Annotated in this window: 15 protein-coding genes; 9 read left to right on the top strand and 6 right to left on the bottom strand. The window is 37.2% G+C overall.

Features of this window, described 5'->3' with window-relative positions:
• Positions 1 to 29: 29 nt before the first annotated feature.
• The 5 genes from secG to miaB form a co-directional block, all read right to left on the bottom strand.
• Complete coding sequence (gene secG / locus CA834_RS06625; protein ID WP_094967902.1) at positions 30 to 377, bottom strand: preprotein translocase subunit SecG; 348 nt, start codon at positions 375 to 377, stop codon at positions 30 to 32.
• 1 nt (position 378) lies between these two features.
• Complete coding sequence (locus CA834_RS06620; protein WP_094967901.1) at positions 379 to 1317, bottom strand: hypothetical protein; 939 nt, start codon at positions 1315 to 1317, stop codon at positions 379 to 381.
• A 3-nt stretch (positions 1318 to 1320) separates the two neighbouring features.
• Positions 1321 to 1824, bottom strand: coding sequence for an LptE family protein (locus CA834_RS06615; RefSeq protein ID WP_094967900.1), 504 nt, complete (start codon positions 1822 to 1824; stop codon positions 1321 to 1323).
• Positions 1825 to 1881: 57 nt separating this feature from the next.
• On the bottom strand, positions 1882 to 3150 hold the full coding sequence (locus CA834_RS06610) for a sigma-54 interaction domain-containing protein (protein ID WP_094967899.1): 1269 nt from the start codon (positions 3148 to 3150) through the stop codon (positions 1882 to 1884).
• Between the two features lie 78 nt (positions 3151 to 3228).
• Positions 3229 to 4677, bottom strand: coding sequence for a tRNA (N6-isopentenyl adenosine(37)-C2)-methylthiotransferase MiaB (gene miaB, locus CA834_RS06605; RefSeq protein ID WP_094967898.1), 1449 nt, complete (start codon positions 4675 to 4677; stop codon positions 3229 to 3231).
• A gap of 143 nt (positions 4678 to 4820) precedes the next feature.
• Here miaB and CA834_RS06600 point away from each other — a divergent pair, with 143 nt between their 5' ends.
• The 8 genes from CA834_RS06600 to CA834_RS06565 all read left to right on the top strand — a co-directional run bounded on the left by CA834_RS06600 (position 4821) and on the right by CA834_RS06565 (position 15424).
• On the top strand, positions 4821 to 5621 hold the full coding sequence (locus CA834_RS06600; RefSeq protein ID WP_094967897.1) for a hypothetical protein: 801 nt from the start codon (positions 4821 to 4823) through the stop codon (positions 5619 to 5621).
• Positions 5622 to 5790: 169 nt separating this feature from the next.
• Positions 5791 to 8286 carry a type I DNA topoisomerase gene (topA, locus tag CA834_RS06595; protein WP_094967896.1) on the top strand — a complete coding sequence of 832 codons (2496 nt, stop codon included), beginning with the start codon at positions 5791 to 5793 and terminating at the stop codon, positions 8284 to 8286.
• 6 nt (positions 8287 to 8292) lie between these two features.
• Entirely contained in the window at positions 8293 to 9459 is a 1167-nt protein-coding gene (locus CA834_RS06590; protein WP_094967895.1) for a formimidoylglutamase, read from the top strand.
• Positions 9460 to 9624: 165 nt separating this feature from the next.
• Positions 9625 to 10971: a type IX secretion system lipoprotein PorK/GldK gene (porK, locus tag CA834_RS06585; RefSeq protein WP_449441472.1), complete on the top strand. Its 1347-nt coding sequence runs from the start codon at positions 9625 to 9627 to the stop codon at positions 10969 to 10971.
• A gap of 82 nt (positions 10972 to 11053) precedes the next feature.
• Positions 11054 to 11686, top strand: a complete 633-nt coding sequence (gene porL / locus CA834_RS06580) for a type IX secretion system motor protein PorL/GldL (protein ID WP_094967893.1) — start codon at positions 11054 to 11056, stop codon at positions 11684 to 11686.
• A 47-nt stretch (positions 11687 to 11733) separates the two neighbouring features.
• Positions 11734 to 13305, top strand: coding sequence for a type IX secretion system motor protein PorM/GldM (gene porM / locus CA834_RS06575; RefSeq protein WP_094967892.1), 1572 nt, complete (start codon positions 11734 to 11736; stop codon positions 13303 to 13305).
• A gap of 63 nt (positions 13306 to 13368) precedes the next feature.
• Complete coding sequence (gene porN / locus CA834_RS06570; RefSeq protein ID WP_094967891.1) at positions 13369 to 14277, top strand: type IX secretion system ring subunit PorN/GldN; 909 nt, start codon at positions 13369 to 13371, stop codon at positions 14275 to 14277.
• A gap of 103 nt (positions 14278 to 14380) precedes the next feature.
• On the top strand, positions 14381 to 15424 hold the full coding sequence (locus tag CA834_RS06565; RefSeq protein WP_094967890.1) for an NAD(P)/FAD-dependent oxidoreductase: 1044 nt from the start codon (positions 14381 to 14383) through the stop codon (positions 15422 to 15424).
• A gap of 2 nt (positions 15425 to 15426) precedes the next feature.
• Here CA834_RS06565 and CA834_RS06560 read toward each other — a convergent pair whose 3' ends face one another.
• Positions 15427 to 15810: a DUF983 domain-containing protein gene (locus CA834_RS06560; RefSeq protein ID WP_094967889.1), complete on the bottom strand. Its 384-nt coding sequence runs from the start codon at positions 15808 to 15810 to the stop codon at positions 15427 to 15429.
• Between the two features lie 85 nt (positions 15811 to 15895).
• On the opposite strand from CA834_RS06560, the gene CA834_RS06555 reads away from it, so the two are divergent.
• A complete protein-coding gene (locus CA834_RS06555; RefSeq protein WP_094967888.1) occupies positions 15896 to 17806 on the top strand; it encodes an ABC-F family ATP-binding cassette domain-containing protein in 1911 nt (636 codons plus the stop codon).
• Positions 17807 to 17853: the final 47 nt, after the last annotated feature.

The raw sequence follows: 17853 nt of genomic DNA, 5'->3' as shown, positions 1-17853 counted from the left end.
GCTGGCTTTAATGATATTATGTTTGTGTATTATTCGTCTGTCGTGTCACCGGTTGCTGGAGTTTCGTCAGCGCTTGGTGCTGGCAGTACAGGCATCTCTGTTGTTTCTTCAACATCTAAGGCCTTTGACTCTGCACTAATTCCTGAATCTATAGTAAGATTAGAGGCTAATATCAAAATAATTAATGCCGTTGCTAAAAACCATGTGCTCTTATCTAAAAAGTCACCTGTCTTTTTTACACCACCTAATTGTTGAGTGCCTCCACCTCCGAATGAAGAGGACAACCCTCCACCTTTTGGATTTTGCACCATAATCACTACAACCAATAGGAAGGCAACTATAACTATTAATGTTAGAAAAATTGTAAATGCACTCATTTTAAGTCTTATTATTTTCTTTTAATTCTTGTACTGCTTTAATTTGGTGTGCAAAGAAACTACTTTTTTCTGGATATTTCAAACTTAAAATCCTATAAGATTGAATGGCCTTATCGTAGTTTTTTTGCTCTAAATAGATACGTGCCAAGGTCTCTGTCATTAAATGGTCTAATTGCTCATCGTCGTTGTTGACAAGTTTTGGTTTAGACTGGCCATCCGTAATAGGTTTTATCTTTGGGTTATCTGCAATAAATCTATCGATAAGCTCAATTTTATTGTTTAGAGGAGCACTATCCGCCGGTTTTTCGTCAGTTTCTTGTTCTTGTTCTTCTTTTCTATCAATAGGCTTAAAATTGGTAATCTTTAACCATTCCGTAAAAGAGTGACTTTCATTTTTATCGAATTCCAAAGGCTTACCGATGCCCAGTGTTTTTTCGGGTGAAATGTTAGCCACATCCACAGAAATAATCGTATCCGTTAATTTTGGGTCTTGGGTTGTTGTACCCTCATTAGCTTTTTTGGTTTCGGGCTTCTCCTTGAATAAGCCAGGGTCTAGAACACCTTCTGTGGCGCGGATATGCTGCTTTAAGGCCTCATCAATAGTAACGCTTTTATTTACCGAAATATCTTCTGCAGAATTCACTTTGATGGCCTTTAAGTGTTCAGCATTGTGTTTAATTTGCTCCGATATTTCATTTTGATTAAAGACCTCTGAAGTTATATAGTCGAACAAAACGCTGCGGTCTGTGGTATGTGCCGCAGTCATTTTTAGGGCATTGTTGTACTTATAACTTTCCTTTTGCTTTAATCCTTTAAGATAAACGGCTCTAATAGCTTGAAAGTAGGGGTATTCTTTAATAGTTTTAGATAAACTGTCCGTCTGGGAAGCCATGACGTTTTCCGGATGTTGTAGAAGGTATGTTAGGTCCTGCCGCTGCATAAACTACCAGTTAGCCAGTGAGGTGTTAAAAATATCTTGGGTAATTCGCTCAAAAATCTCTGCGAATGCAGCTTCTTTTGTACTGCCAGTAAGTTGGTCATTGGCGGGATAATCATAGAAAAAGGAAAAACGTTGCTCAAAGTCCTTTTCTTCATCTAAAGTATTAAAATACCTAACATTTACACCAATAGTCAATCGGTTTTGAGCGGCTCTGCTGTCTGCCGTCGCCGTCATTGGTGCTATTCTGTATTCTACAATTTCCCCTTCAAAAACTAAATCACCTCCCGAGGTAACCAAGTCTAAATTGGTTTGATTAACTATCAGGTCTTGTAGGGCATTGGTAAAGTCTATATCGAGTTGCGGTTCTATCAACGGTGCATTATTCTGAAAAAAATTGACTTGAAAACTCTTGGCATTTCCTGTGTCCGCACCTGTAAATGAATAAATACCACAACTAAAAACAAGAAGTGAAAGTGAATAAAGTAATATGTATTTTATGCTCCTCATTGTCTTGTCAAAAATCGGAATAAGTTATTAATATTTAGACGAATGTCCTAAACTTTTTTAAAGGTCGTACTGCTTGATTTTTCTATATAATGTTCTTTCGCTTATCCCAAGCTCTGCTGCGGCTAATTTACGCTTTCCTTTATGACGCTCTAAGGATTTTTTGATTAACTCCAATTCCTTGTCTTGTAAGGAAAGTGTTTCTTCTTCCTCAATCTCTTCAGCAAAATGATATTTGTCATCTGCTTCATTTGAAGGTTTTTCAATAACCTCTGAATGTTCGGGGATAGATAAGACCTCTAGGTTATTTTCTTCTGAATTTTCAAAGGAGTCTTCGTCATCCTCGCCGTAAATTTTCTGTATAAGGCGCTCGTTATCTTTTTGTACATCAGAAGCGTTACCAGATTTCATAAGCTCCATGGTCAGCTTTTTTAAATCATTGAGATCGCTCTTCATGTCGAATAACACTTTGTATAAAATCTCTCGCTCACTACTGAAATCACTTTCTGACTTCGAAGGGTTGATTACGGCAGGTAGATTGTTACCGGTGCTTGGTAAATACTTTTGAAGTGTCGTAGCGCTTATAGTTCTGTTTTGCTCTAAAATAGAAATCTGTTCAGCAACATTTCGTAATTGGCGAATATTTCCATTCCATCTATATTTTATTAATAAATTGACGGCATCATCAGTAAGTTTTACGGTCGGCATTTTATACTTAATAGCAAAGTCACTCGCAAACTTTCTGAACAATAAATGAATATCGTCCTTGCGCTCACGAAGAGCTGGTAAATGAATGTCAACGGTACTTAAACGGTAATATAAATCTTCTCTGAACTTTTCTTTCTTAATCGCCTCAAACATATCGACATTGGTTGCAGCGACAATCCTCACATTGGTTTTTTGAACTTTGCTGGAACCAACTTTTATAAACTCCCCGTTTTCCAAAACCCGAAGTAAGCGCACCTGTGTAGTTAAAGGTAGTTCTCCAACTTCATCTAAAAATATAGTGCCTCCATCTGCTACCTCGAAATAGCCTGAACGTGTTTGGGTAGCGCCCGTAAAAGCCCCTTTTTCATGGCCAAACAATTCACTGTCTATAGTTCCTTCAGGTATTGCACCACAGTTAACAGCTATGTACTTACCGTGTTTGCGATGAGATAATTGATGGATGATTTTAGGAATACTTTCTTTACCAACACCACTTTCACCAGTGACAAGCACAGAAATATCAGTAGGGGCAACCTGAATAGCTTTTTCAAGAGCACGATTGAGTTTAGGGTCGTTGCCTATGATTCCAAATCGTTGTTTTATAGCTTGAATAGATTCCATTTTAGCTGTTGTGATTTATCGTTAATGTACTTGGCAGTCCAATAATTTCCTTTACTAAAGTTAGGTTAACAATACGGATTAATTATTAATGGAATAGCCAACCGCCTCACCTAAAAGCGTCGCACTGGTGCAATCCAGTATCTTAACGTTTACAAATTCTCCTACTTTATAGTGTTCTTTAGGAAATACCACTACGGTGTTCTGACTGTTACGTCCTGACCAATGGGCATCTGAACGCTTAGAGGCCTTTTCAATCAAAACTTCCTCAACCTTGCCAAGGTGCTGTTGTGTTCTATATAGGCTATGTTTTTGTTGTAACTCAATAATTTCAGTTAAACGTCTTTTCTTAACAGCCTCTGGGATATCATCTTCCATTTTTCGTTCTGCCAAAGTTCCTGGTCGTTCGGAATAAGCAAACATAAATCCAAAATCGTATTTAACATATTCCATCAAACTTAAGGTGTCTTGATGGTCTTCTTCTGTTTCCGTAGGGAAACCCGCAATCATATCTTGTGAAATGCCACAATCCGGTATCAGGCGTTTAATATTGTCAATTAACTCGAAATATTCCTCGCGAGTGTGCAAACGGTTCATGGCTTTTAAAATACGGTTGCTTCCGCTTTGAACAGGCAGGTGGATATAATTGCAAATATTTCTGTGCTTCGCCATGGTCTCAATCACGTCCAAGGTAAAATCTTGGGGGTTTGATGTGGAGAATCTAAAACGCATTTTAGGTTGTGCCTTGGCACAAAGGTCTAAAAGACCGGCAAAATTTACAGCAGTTGCTTTTTGTAATTCCGAAGCTTTGGTGAAGTCTTTTTTAAGACCTCCGCCGTACCACAAATAACTATCTACGTTTTGTCCCAACAAGGTAACCTCTCTATAGCCTTTAGACCACAAATCATTTACTTCTTCAATAATACTTTGAGGGTCTCGACTACGTTCTCTTCCTCGTGTAAAAGGAACGACACAGAAGGTACACATATTGTCGCAACCTCTAGTTATTGACACGAATGCGGTGACACCATTACTATTTAATCTTACGGGAGCTATATCGCCGTAAGTTTCTTCTTTAGATAATATAACGTTTATGGCCTCTCGGCCCTCATCTACTTCGGCAAGCAGGTTGGGTAAATCTTTATATGCATCGGGGCCAACCACCAAATCAACAATTTTCTCCTCCTCGAGGAATTTGGTTTTAAGACGTTCGGCCATACAGCCTAAAACACCTACTTTCATTGCTGGATTTACTTCTTGTTTTACGGCATTGTATTTTTTTAGACGTTTCCTAACGGTTTGTTCTGCCTTGTCTCTAATAGAACAGGTGTTTACCAAAACAAGATCGGCCTCCTCCATATTTTGGGTGGTATTAAACCCCTGTTTAGCTAAAATAGATGCGACTATTTCACTATCACTAAAGTTCATTTGGCAGCCATAACTTTCAATAAACAACTTTTTGTTATTGCCTCGTGTCTGCTCTAATACCAGGGCTTTCCCTTGTTTGTTTTCGTCTATGATTTTTTCCATTTCAATTCTTATTTGCTCAAAGGACAATAAGCATGCAAAGATACGATTAATTTAGAGATTATGACAAAGTGGCAGATATAATATTTATTTGAATTTCTGATAAAAATAACCTTCTTTTGATATATCAACCAATATCAATCATTATGAAATTACAAGTAATTCAAGAGCGCATACAAAATGCGAAAGACTTAGATTTTGGCACTTTATTCAATCAATCCATAGAACTTTTCAAAAAGGTATGGGTACAAGGTTTAATCACAATATTGTTAAATATGGTTCTAGCCATACCTGTGGCGATGATTGTTTATATACCCCTTATTTTTATGGGTGTCCTAGATACTGTAGCTGCAGCATCTTATGATGAATACGGATACAGCTCTTATGGTGAACCAGATATCAGCCCTATGGTATTCGTGGTCATGGGAGTCCTTTATGTATTTGCTATTTTGGTTTTGAGTATCATTGGTGTTGCTCTAAAGGCTGCTTTTTATAGGATATGTAAACTTAAGGACTTTGAAGAAATGGGGAAGGAAGATTATTTCTATTTTTTCAAAAAACCTTACCTATCAAAGACCATAACATTGGGAGTAGCGTACATTGGCATATCACTTCTTGCTGCACTCTTATGCGTTATTCCTTTAATTTATGCTCTGGTACCGCTAAGTTACGTCTTTGTGGTTTATGCCTTTAACCCAGAAAAATCTGTATCAGAAATCATTAATCTGAGTTTTAAATTAGGAAACCGAAAATGGCTCATCACCTTTGGTCTTTTGATCGTTTGTGGATTGTTAGCAGGTATTGTTGGCATGTTACTTTGTTTTGTGGGTATTTATGTAACACAATCCTTCGGGTATTTACCACCATACTTAATTTATAAAGATGTGATTGGATTTGATCAGGAAGATTCAGCAAATCAGATTATAGAACACACCGTTTCCGAATAATTATTTTTTTAATTATCCTTTATAAAGTATAATAAAAGCCTTGTGTAACACAAGGCTTTTATCGTTGGAGCAATCCTTAAATACCCACTAAAAATCCTAGCACTTTTTCGGTAAATTAGGATTGTATCTTTATTTTCATATACATTTGTAACCTCAAAAAAAATTTAGCATGCCAAAGAATTTAGTCATTGTTGAGTCTCCTGCAAAGGCCAAAACCATAGAGAAATTTTTAGGAAAGGACTACAGGGTCGAGTCCAGTTTTGGTCATATTGCGGATCTTCCTTCAAAGGAGTTGGGAGTTGATGTTGATGGCGATTTCGAACCAAAATATCAGGTATCAAAGGATAAGAAAGATGTTGTTAAGAAACTTAAGGAACTAGCTAAAAAAGCTGAGATAGTCTGGTTGGCTAGTGATGAAGACCGTGAAGGGGAGGCTATTGCATGGCATTTAGCGGAAACACTAGCTCTAGATAAATCTAAAACCAAGCGTATAGTTTTTCACGAAATTACTAAGAGCGCTATTACCAAGGCTATTGAAAACCCTAGAAGTATAGATTATCATTTAGTAGATGCGCAACAGGCAAGGCGCGTGCTGGATCGCATAGTAGGCTACGAACTATCACCCGTTTTATGGCGTAAGGTTAAAGGAGGCTTATCGGCTGGTCGCGTACAATCGGTTTCTGTAAGGTTGATTGTAGAGCGCGAAAGGGAAATAAATTCATTCAACGCCCAGGCATCTTTTAGAGTTGATGCTGAGTTTAAAACAGATGACGGTGCATCTTTTAAAGCGAAACTTCCAAGTAATTTTAATTCAAAAAAAGAGGCAGAAGCCTTTTTGGAAAAGAATATTAATGCCACTTATGAGGTTTCTGAATTAGAAAAAAAGCCTGTAAAGAAATCACCTGCACCTCCCTTTACAACATCAACGTTGCAACAGGAAGCTTCCCGCAAATTGGGATTTTCGGTGAGTAGAACCATGAGTAATGCACAGCGCTTATATGAAGCAGGACTTATTACCTATATGAGAACTGATAGCGTTAATTTGTCAAATGAGGCCAAGAAAGGTGCTGAAAATGCTATTGTATCCTCCTATGGCGCTTCTTACAGTAAACCGAGAAACTATAAAGGTAAATCTAAAGGTGCCCAAGAAGCACATGAGGCTATAAGGCCTACCGACTTCGGAAACCAAACCGTAAATGCTGAAAGGGACCAGGCACGACTTTATGATTTAATCTGGAAACGCGCTATCGCCTCACAAATGAGTGAAGCCAAATTAGAGCGCACCAATGTTAGGATAAAAGTAAATTCCAATCAAAAGGTTCAGGAGCAATTCTCGGCCAATGGAGAAATCATTACGTTTGAAGGTTTTCTCAAGGTTTATCTTGAAGGAACGGATGACGAAGAAACAGAACAGTCCGGTCTTTTACCAGACTTAAAAGTTAAACAAGCATTAACGAAGAATTATATAACCGCTACGGAAAGGTTTACGAGACCTCCTGCCAGATATACGGAAGCCTCATTGGTTAAAAAGTTAGAAGAATTAGGGATTGGTAGACCGTCTACGTACGCGCCAACCATTTCAACGATTCAAAATAGGAATTATGTAGAAAAGGGAACAGTAGATGGTAATGAGCGTAATTATATTCAGCTTACTCTTAAGGCCAATCAAATAAAAGAGAAACAACTAACTGAGCGTGTGGGTTCAGACAAAGGAAAACTTGTTCCTACAGACATAGGAATGATTGTTACGGATTTTTTAGTCAATCATTTTGAAAGTATTTTAGACTATAATTTTACGGCCAAGGTAGAAGAAAGTTTCGATGATATTGCCGAAGGTAAGGAGGACTGGCGTGAAATGATGAAGGATTTTTATAAAGGGTTTCATCCTCAGGTTGAAGATGTGCAAGAAAATGCCGACCGTGAATCTGGAGAACGTATTCTGGGAACAGACCCAAAGACTGGAAGACAAGTAAGTGTGAGGCTCGGTAAGTTTGGACCTATGGTTCAGATTGGTACAGCTGAGGAGGAAGAGAAACCAAAATTCGCGAGCTTATCACCAGACCAGCAATTGAACTCGATTACATTTGAGGAAGCAATGGATCTGTTTAAGTTACCGAAGTCTTTAGGCCATTACAATGAGGATGAAGTTGAGGTTAATATTGGGCGCTTTGGACCTTATGTGCGATACGGTAAAAAATTTGTATCCCTACCCAAAGGGGTTGACCCTTTATCGGTTGAGCTTGATGAGGCGATAGTATATATTAAGGAGAAGGAAAAAGCAGATGCTCCAATATATACGTACAAGGGTTCGGACGTGACTAAGGGAAAAGGTCGATTTGGTCCATTCATTAAATGGAACAATATGTTCATAAATGTGAATAAAAAATATGACTGGGATAATTTATCTGAAGAAGACATCGTAACTTTGATTGATGACAAAATCCAAAAAGAAAAGGATAAACTGATTCACGTTTGGGAAGAAGAAGGAATAAGAGTGGAGAAAGCCAGATGGGGAAGGCATAACGTTATAAAAGGAAAACAAAAAGTTGAGCTCGCCAAGACCGTTGATGTAAGCAAAATGACCCTTGATGAGGCGAAAGTGTTGTTAGAGAAAAATGCGCCGAAAAAGAAAACAAGAAAAAAAGCAACCACTAAAAAGAAATAAAAACATATGAATTTTAACTTTTTAACGCCTGTTTCCGATGCAGTTCTAGCCCACAACGAGCTCATTGCCCAACAAGCCTTAGGAAAAAAAATTAAAGTTCATTCCCTACAAAACGGTATCCCCGACCTAGACGACGTTCGGATTGCCATTATTGGAGTAAAGGAAAATCGAAACGATGTTAATTACATTGGTGAGGAACTCAGTTTTGATACCATAAGAAAAACACTCTACACATTATTTCCTGGTAATTGGAATACTTTAATTGCTGATTTGGGTGATATTAATTCCGGTGAGACTGTTGAGGATTCTTATTTTGCTGTAAGGACGGCTATAAGCGTTTTGGTCGAAAAACAAATTATACCTATTATTTTAGGAGGAAGTCAAGATATTACCTATTCCAATTACAGAGCGTATGATAATTTGTTGCCTATGGTCAATATGGTAAGTGTTGATACTAATTTTGATCTTGGTGATGCAAACCTCCCTATGAAAAACAACAGCTATGTTGGCAAAGTTATAGTTGAGGAGCCTTACAACCTATTTAATTATACTACTATTGGTTACCAGACTTATTTTAATTCTCAGGAAGAAATAGACTTAATCGATAAATTATATTTTGAAGCCTATCGTTTAGGAGCCATTTCTGAGCAAATTAATATGGTAGAACCTTTAATGCGAGATGCACACATTGTCTCGATAGATTTAAAATCTATTCGTGCGTCTGAAGTAAGCGATAATCAAAAGTATTCGCCAAACGGATTTTCCGGTAAGGAGATATGTGCCATTTGTAGATATGCAGGTATAAGCAATAAGGTTTCATCTTTTGGTATATATGAATATCACAATTCCAAAAACGATAGTGCTACGTCCATGCTTATAGCCCAAATGCTTTGGTATTTTATTGAAGGTATAAATTGCAGGGTTAATGATGACGATTTTACCAATGAAAATCTGTATCAAAAATATAATGTTCTAGTTGACGATAACGAACTTGTGTTTTACAAAAGCCTGAGAACAGGTCGTTGGTGGATTGAAATTCCCTTTTTACCCGACGTTAATAATAAATTAAAGAAGCACACGTTATTACCTTGCATGCATTCCGATTATCTGCTTGCTTCTCAGGGTGAAATACCTGAAAGGTGGTATAAAGCCTACAGGAAGAACAGCTTCTAAAAGCTACATTTAATCGATAATTAACAATTTTTTAATCGATGAAATGCACTTTTTAAGGGTGAAATGCAAAAAAAATCGGAAAAAAGTTGTTTTTCCCAAAATATATAAATATGTTTACCACCTCAAAATTAACAAGGACTAATTTAACCTCGAGTTACTATGAATATTAAGAAGCTTATTTTATTAACCACTGTCTTGGTTTTGGTTGCCAGTTGTAACTCTGGAGACCGAGGACAGTTAGTAGGTGCTAACGGTAAAAAATGGCACCCCGAAAAGCCTTATGGTATGACACTTGTACCAGGTGGTGCTTTTATCATGGGAAAATCTGACGATGATATTGCAGGTGTGAATGATGCGCCTACAAAAACAGCAACGGTGCGTGCATTCTATATGGACGAAACTGAAATCACAAATAGCGAGTATCGTCAATTTGTAGAATGGGTAAGAGATTCCATTCTAAGATTAAAGTTAGCAGAAATGGCTGATTTGGAGGGCAAAACACCAGGGAATGGTGATATTGGAGAGTTTGCGTATGTTGACTCAGACCCCAATAATCTAAATGCCTATGAGAGCTACATGCTCAACACCTATGGTAATGAGCAAAGACAGATTAATAGAGATATTGATTTGATTTTTGAAACAGATGAATATCCAGATGAATTATATGCTGAAGTTATGGACGGTATGTACTTACCACTTGAGGAATCCTATAACGGTCAAAGAACTTGGGATGTAAAACAATTTAAGTTTCAGTATAGCTACATGGACATAGCAAAAGCAGCCAAAAGTAGAAGCCTTAAGCGCTCTGATGTGATAATTAAGGAAGAGGTTGAGGTATATCCTGACACTACGGCTTGGATTAGAGACTTTGCTTACTCTTATAATGAACCAATGCACAATGATTATTTTTGGCATGACGCCTACAGTGATTATCCTGTTGTTGGTGTCTCATGGAAACAAGCCCAAGCATTTTGTCAATGGAGAACCCTATATCACAACTCACATCAAAAAAGTAGAGGAAGACAACCTGTAAATTCATACAGATTACCTTCGGAAGCTGAATGGGAGTACGCTGCTCGAGGAGGATTACAGGGTGCTACCTATCCATGGGGTGGACCATACACTAAAAATGATAGAGGATGCTTTATGGCTAACTTTAAGCCATTAAGAGGAGACTATGCGGCAGACCAAGCCTTATACACGGTAGAAGCAGATGCATACGACCCTAATGATTTTAACCTATACAATATGGCAGGTAATGTTTCTGAGTGGGTAAATGGTTCATACGACCCAGCGTCTTACGAGTATGCATCAACCATAAACCCTAACGTAAACGATACTGAAAATTCTCGCAAGGTAGTTAGAGGTGGATCATGGAAGGACGTCGCGTATTTCCTTCAAGTAAGTTCTAGAGATTATGAATATGCAGATTCTGCCAGAAGTTACATTGGTTTTAGAACCGTGCAAGATTATATGGGAACTGAAGTAACTAAAAATCAGGCAACAAATTAAAATTGAATTTAAACAATAACCCAAATTATATTAACCTACTTAAGTTAAAACCAATTAACTTAAACTTAAACTAAACAAAATTATGGCACAGAAAGGTAAAATTACAGTCACTAACATGATCTACGGATTAGGAGCAGCAATCGTAATTGTTGGAGCATTATTTAAAATTCAGCATTGGCCTTACGGTTCTGAAATCTTAACCATAGGAATGATTGTAGAAGCACTCGTATTTACATATTCAGCATTTGAAAAGCAACAATCAGATTTAGATTGGTCTTTAGTATATCCTGAACTTGCAGGTGGTGCAACATCAAACAAAAAGAAAAAAGAAGAACCAAAGGATGCTGAAGGTTTATTATCGAAAAAACTGGATAATTTATTGAAGGAAGCTAAAATCGATGGTGAGTTGATGGCTAGTCTTGGTAGCAGTATTAAGAATTTTGAAGGTGCTGCAAAAAACATGTCACCAACATTAGACTCCATGTCAGCACAAAAGAAGTACAGTGAAGAATTATCATTGGCTGCTGCTCAAATGGAATCTTTAAACAGTCTTTATAAAGTGCAGATGGAGAGTGCAAACCGTCAAGCTGCAGTTAATGAAGAAGCTGTAGAGAATGCAACTAAGTTAAAAGAACAAATGGCTTCACTAGCTTCTAATCTGTCATCCTTAAATGGTGTGTACGGTGGAATGTTATCTGCTATGAACAAAAACTAATTAGTTTTTTTAGAAACGAATTAATTAATAATTAAAAACTAATTACAATGGCAGGAGGAAAATTATCTGCAAGGCAGAAAATGATTAACTTAATGTACCTGGTCTTTATCGCCATGATGGCAATGAACATGTCCAAGGAGGTACTATCCGCATTCGGATTGATGGAAGCAAAATTCGATGCTTCGAATACGGTAGCAGACGAGAAAAACGAAGCTTTATTAGCAGATTTATCTGTTAAGGCTGAAGAAAAACCAGAAGATTTTGCTGTACCAGCAAATAAGGCCGCTTTAGTTAGCGCTGCTTCTGATGAATTTTACAAATACATAGAATCGCTTAAGCAAGACTTGTTGCGTGAGGGAAAATACAAACCAGGTGAGGATGGAAAGTTGCCTTTTGAGGCAATGGATAAAACCGACATTCTTGACGAAGCGTGGTTTACCGGTGATCGCTATACTAAAAAAGGACAAGAAGTTGTTGCTAGGATAGAGTCTTACAAGAATGAAATTAAATCTATTCTTGGCTCTGACGTTAAGTACAAAAAGGCGATTGAACGTTTTGAGAACCGATTTAGTTTAGAAAAGGTTGAGAACAAGGACGGTAAAAAAATAGATTGGTTAAATTACCATTTCCAAGGTTTTCCAGCTATAGCATCATATACTAAGTTAACTGCGATGCAGAACGATGTTATGGTTACAGAAACAAATCTTTTTAATTTGTTCCTAGGTAATACGCTTGATGAGGCAGTTTCCCTAAAAAAATACCAAGCTATTGTATTGGCAGATAAGTCTGCGTTCTTTGCTGGTGAAAAATTTCAGGGTAAAGTAGTCTTAGGAAAGTATGCTAATGTTACACCGACCAAACTTACCGTTCAAGGAAAGGAAATAGATATTTCTGAGGCTGTAGATTCTACTGGTGCTGCTAAATTAGACTTTAACGTTGGTAATGTTGGCGAGCAGAAAATCAATGGAACATTCACCTTCTTAGAAGATGGAAAACCTTTAGAAATTCCTATAGTTGGTAATTACGTTGTAGTACCAAGACCAAATTCTGCAACTATTTCAGCAGATAAAATGAATGTGGTATATCGCGGTGTTGAGAACCCAATGACCATTTCTTTCGCTGGTGTACCAGATAATAAAGTAAGTGCTTCTGGTTCTGGTCTTTCTAAAGGCTCAGGGCAAGGTAAGTATGTTATGAATCCTGGTGCTGGTAAGGAAGTAACAATTAATGTTACCGCCACTCTAGACGACGGAAAGAAAGTATCTGACCAACAAACCTTTAGAATAAAAGATATTCCTGCACCTACAGGTGTAATATCTGGTCAAACAGGTGTGGTTAAATTGCCTAAGCGTAATGCTGAAATTGGTACTGTAAGTGCAAAATTAGATGATTTTGTGTTCGATTTACCAATAGAAGTAACATCCTTTAAGATAAAAGTGCCTGGTCAACCCACGGTTAATGTGGCTGGAACTAAAATGAATAGCCAAGCCAAGGCCTCAATTAATAGAGCGCGAAGTGGTGACAACATTACGATTTTTGATATAAAGGCAAAAATTAAAGGAAATGCGTCATATAAATTAAAGAATGTGTCTCCAGTTATTATTGAAGTTACTAATTAATAATAAACAGCTAAGAGCACACGTTTTTAAAGAAGAATAAAACCCAAATTTAAAGAGGAGAAAATGAAAATAACAAGCTTTATTTATACAGGAATAGCCATTTTATCAGCAAATCTTATGTTTGCCCAGGCTAATATCCTTAATGCAAAGATACCAGAAGAGATTGGTATGAAAACCGAAGCCCAGCTCGCTCTTGACAATGATAAGCCGTTAGAGTACGGTTATGTTGGAGATAGGGATATTTTATACTCAAAAATGGTTTGGGAGAAAGTAGTTCTAGACGAGCGTGTCAATTTCCCATTATATTTTCCAGTTGAGGAAAATCTAGGGGAAAATAGAAAGTCACTGTACCAAGTGTTAATGGAAAACATGAAAAGCGGAATGATTCCTAAAGTTTATGCGGACTCTTATTTTACAGAGGAGCGTACCTTAAAGGATTTAGAAGCATCATTGTCCATGACTAAAATTACTAATGCCGGTATTGATTACATGAATGAAAACGCTGTTGGGGAAGACGAAATTCCTGAGGAGTTCATCATTCGTAGAGAAATCGGTCCTGCCGATATCAATTCTTATTTAGTTAAAGGTCTTTGGTATTTTGACAAGCGACAAGGTGAGTTGAGGTACCGTATCTTAGCTTTGGCGCCAGCCGCTCCAGATGTTAACTTTATTGATGATGATAATGAAGCTAACAGTGAACCAATTGCTATGTTTTGGGTATTTGTGCCTGAGATAAGGGATATTCTCCATGAGGCTAAAGCCTTTAACAATAACAATAGTGCTGTTCCAATATCATTTGATCATCTTTTAAACAGCCGTAGATTTAACGGAATAATTTATAAAGAAGAGAATGTATATGGAGACAGGGAAGTTAAGGAGTATGTGGCCGAAAATGCCTTGATGCAATTGTTAGAGTCAGAGCGAATTAAAGATAAGATTCGTGATTTTGAACAAGATATGTGGAGCTACTAAGTTACTCAGCATAAGAAGATATGGAAACGCTCACTATTAAGTGGGCGTTTTTTAGTTGGGAATACCTATTCAATACCACTTTCTTTTTTCATAATTTCGCTTAATGATTAATACGGATTATATCATAATAGGTTGTGGTTTAGCTGGTATTGCCTTATGCGAAAAACTGCGCGGAGAGGGTAAATCCTTTATAGTATATGATAATAACTCACAACAATCTTCAATAGTTGCCGCAGGGTTGTACAATCCTGTCATTTTAAAGCGGTTTTCACAGGTATGGAAGGCTGAGGAACAACTGCGTCTAGCCTTACCAATGTATTCTAAAATAGAAAAGGACTTAGGCATAAAAATAGATTATCCATTGCGGATTTTAAGACGCTTCACCTCAATTGAAGAACAGAATTTGTGGTTCAGTGCTTCAGATAAACCCAAACTTCAGGATTTTTTATCCACAAGACTTATAAAAAATAACCATAACCTCATTGATGCTCCATTTGGTTTTGGAGAGGTGCTACAGGCTGGTCGATTGGATACGTCCTACTTAATTTCAAAGTATAAGGCATTCCTTAAAGAGCAAACACGGCTTATCGAGGAGAAATTTCAGTATGACAAGATTACTTTTGATGCAGAAGCCCTTCGCTATGGTAATATTAAGGCTAAGTATATCGTATTTTCTGAAGGATTTGGCGTAAAACATAATCCATATTTTTATCATTTACCCTTAAACGGCACAAAAGGTGAAGTTTTAACCCTTAGAATACCAGATTTGAAAATTGATTACGCTATAAAATCTTCGGTATTTGTCATACCTATTGGGACTGATTTGTATAAGGTTGGTTCAACCTATAGTCATAATGATAAAACCAACCAACCAACTAAGGAGGGTAGAAGTGAATTACTGACAAAATTAAATAGGTTTTTAAAAACCAATTATGAAATTGTGGAGCACCTTGCCGGTGTTAGACCTACTGTAAAAGATAGACGTCCTTTGGTGGGGAGACATCCCGAGCAATCTAATTTATTTGTTTTGAACGGACTGGGATCACGAGGAGTTATGGTAGCTCCTTATGTGACGGAGAACCTCTTCAATCATATAGCATATGGACAGGAATTGGATCCAGAGATTGATATTAAACGCTTTACCTGAAATTACTTCTTTGCTAAATTTTTATCGTAAGACATAAAAAGATTAATCCAGATATTTCGTGAAAGTCTCATGATTATTGGCATAAAAGCAATTAAAGTTAGAATAATGCTTATAAAAGCAGTGACTAGAGACGTTTCTATAATAACGTAACTAACCACAAAAGCTGCTACAGCAAAAGCAATACCGACCCCATAACTCACGTACATGGAACCATAGAAAAATGAAGGTTCCATTCTATATCGTGTACCACAGTGCGAACATTTCTCATTTATTTTTAAGGTGTCTGCCAAAACATATGGGTTTTTTGTGATGTACATAGATTCTTGGTGGCATTTTGGGCATGCACCGAAAAGAATACTATACAATTTCATTCCTTTTCTAATCATAGATATTCACTTACTTTTGCGTTGCTGAAATTAATATGCAAAGATACGTATTTGTCATTTTTGCACCGTAACAATTATCACAATTATGCTCAATATTCACAATCTATCTATCTCTTTTCAAGGTGAGTACCTTTTTAAGGATATTACGTTCAAATTAGGAAATGGTGATAGAATTGGTCTTATAGGAAAAAATGGAGCAGGAAAGTCTACGATGCTGCGCATATTATCTAATGAGCAAGCCTCAGATTCTGGTCAAATAGCAATGGATAAAGATTTGAAAATTGGCTTCCTAAAACAAGATATAGATTTTGAATTCGGGCGAACCGTCTTAGAAGAATCTTACCAAGCGTTTACTGAAATTAAGGAATGTGAAAGTAAGCTGGCTAAAATTAATGAACAATTGGTTAAGCGTACGGATTATGAAAGTGATACGTATCACCAATTAATGGTAGATTTAAATGATATTCAGCATAAATATGAAATACTCGGAGGTTATAATTATCAAGGAGAAACTGAAAAAATCTTACAAGGTCTAGGTTTCAAGCGAGAAGATTTTGATAAACTTACAGATACCTTCTCTGGTGGTTGGAGAATGCGAATTGAATTAGCCAAGCTTTTGCTTCAAAACAACGACTTACTGCTTTTAGATGAGCCTACCAACCATCTCGATATAGAATCCATAATTTGGCTTGAGGGTTTTTTAACTAATTATGCGGGTGCCGTGGTTATAGTTTCACACGACAAGATGTTTTTGGATAATGTGACCAATCGTACAATTGAAATAACCTTAGGTCGAATTTATGATTACAACAAACCCTATACGAAATTTATCGAGCTCAGAAAGGAAATGAAAATGCAGCAGCTCGCTGCTCAGAAGAATCAAGAAAAGCAAATTCAGCAGACTGAAAAACTTATAGAAAAATTCAGGGCTAAGGCCTCCAAGGCCACTATGGCACAATCCTTAATAAAGAAGTTAGACCGCATGGATAAAATAGAGGTAGATGAAGAGGACAGTAGCGTTATGACCTTGAATTTCCCTGTTTCTATAACACCAGGAAAGGTGGTTGTGGAGTTGGAAGATGTGTCGAAGAACTATGGCGAGTTAAATGTATTGCGTGACGTGAATCTTACGATAGCAAGAGATACCAAAACTGCATTTGTAGGGCAAAATGGGCAGGGTAAATCAACTTTAGCCAAAATTATAGTTGGCGAGTTGGAACACAACGGACAGTTAAACTTGGGACACAATGTGCAAATAGGTTATTTTGCTCAAAACCAGGCAGAATATCTTGACGGGAATAAAACCGTTCTAGATACTATGATAGATGCGGCTAACGAATCAAACCGCAGTAAGGTCCGGGATATTCTGGGAGCCTTTTTGTTTAGGGGTGATGAGGTAGAAAAATATGTTAAGGTGTTGTCAGGTGGTGAACGGAATAGATTGGCCTTGGCGAAATTATTACTTCAACCGTTTAACGTTCTTATCATGGATGAGCCCACTAATCACCTCGATATGCAATCAAAAAATGTATTAAAAAAGGCTCTTAAGCTATTTGAGGGTACCTTGGTTCTTGTTTCTCACGACAGGGATTTTCTTCAAGGATTAACAGATGTGGTTTATGAATTTAAGGACCATCACATTAAAGAATATTTAGGAGACATAGATTTTTATCTAGAGCAGCGTAATCTTGAAAATCTTCGCGAGGCAGAGAAACGTACCGTTGTGGCAACCCAACCGAAGGCCAACAATAAAGAGACTTATGAGAATCAGAAGAAGATAAAATCTCTAAAGAATAAAATCAGTAATATTGAAGCTAAGATTAGTAAGCTAGAAAATACGATAAAGGCTGCTGATATTAAATTAGAAACGGATTACGACCGTACTGCTTCTAATCCTGAGTTTTTTGATAATTACCAAGCTAAGAAAACCGAACTAGAGCAGCTCATGGTAGATTGGGAGCGCGTTCAAGAACAGTTAGACCATATTAACAATTAAGATTATTTTAACTGCATAGCTTTTTGATATAGGTAACTTTGCTGTCT

The organism is Winogradskyella aurantia, assembly GCF_002266855.1.
Taxonomy (GTDB): domain Bacteria; phylum Bacteroidota; class Bacteroidia; order Flavobacteriales; family Flavobacteriaceae; genus Winogradskyella; species Winogradskyella aurantia.
This window is presented reverse-complemented; position numbering and strand designations above follow the sequence as displayed.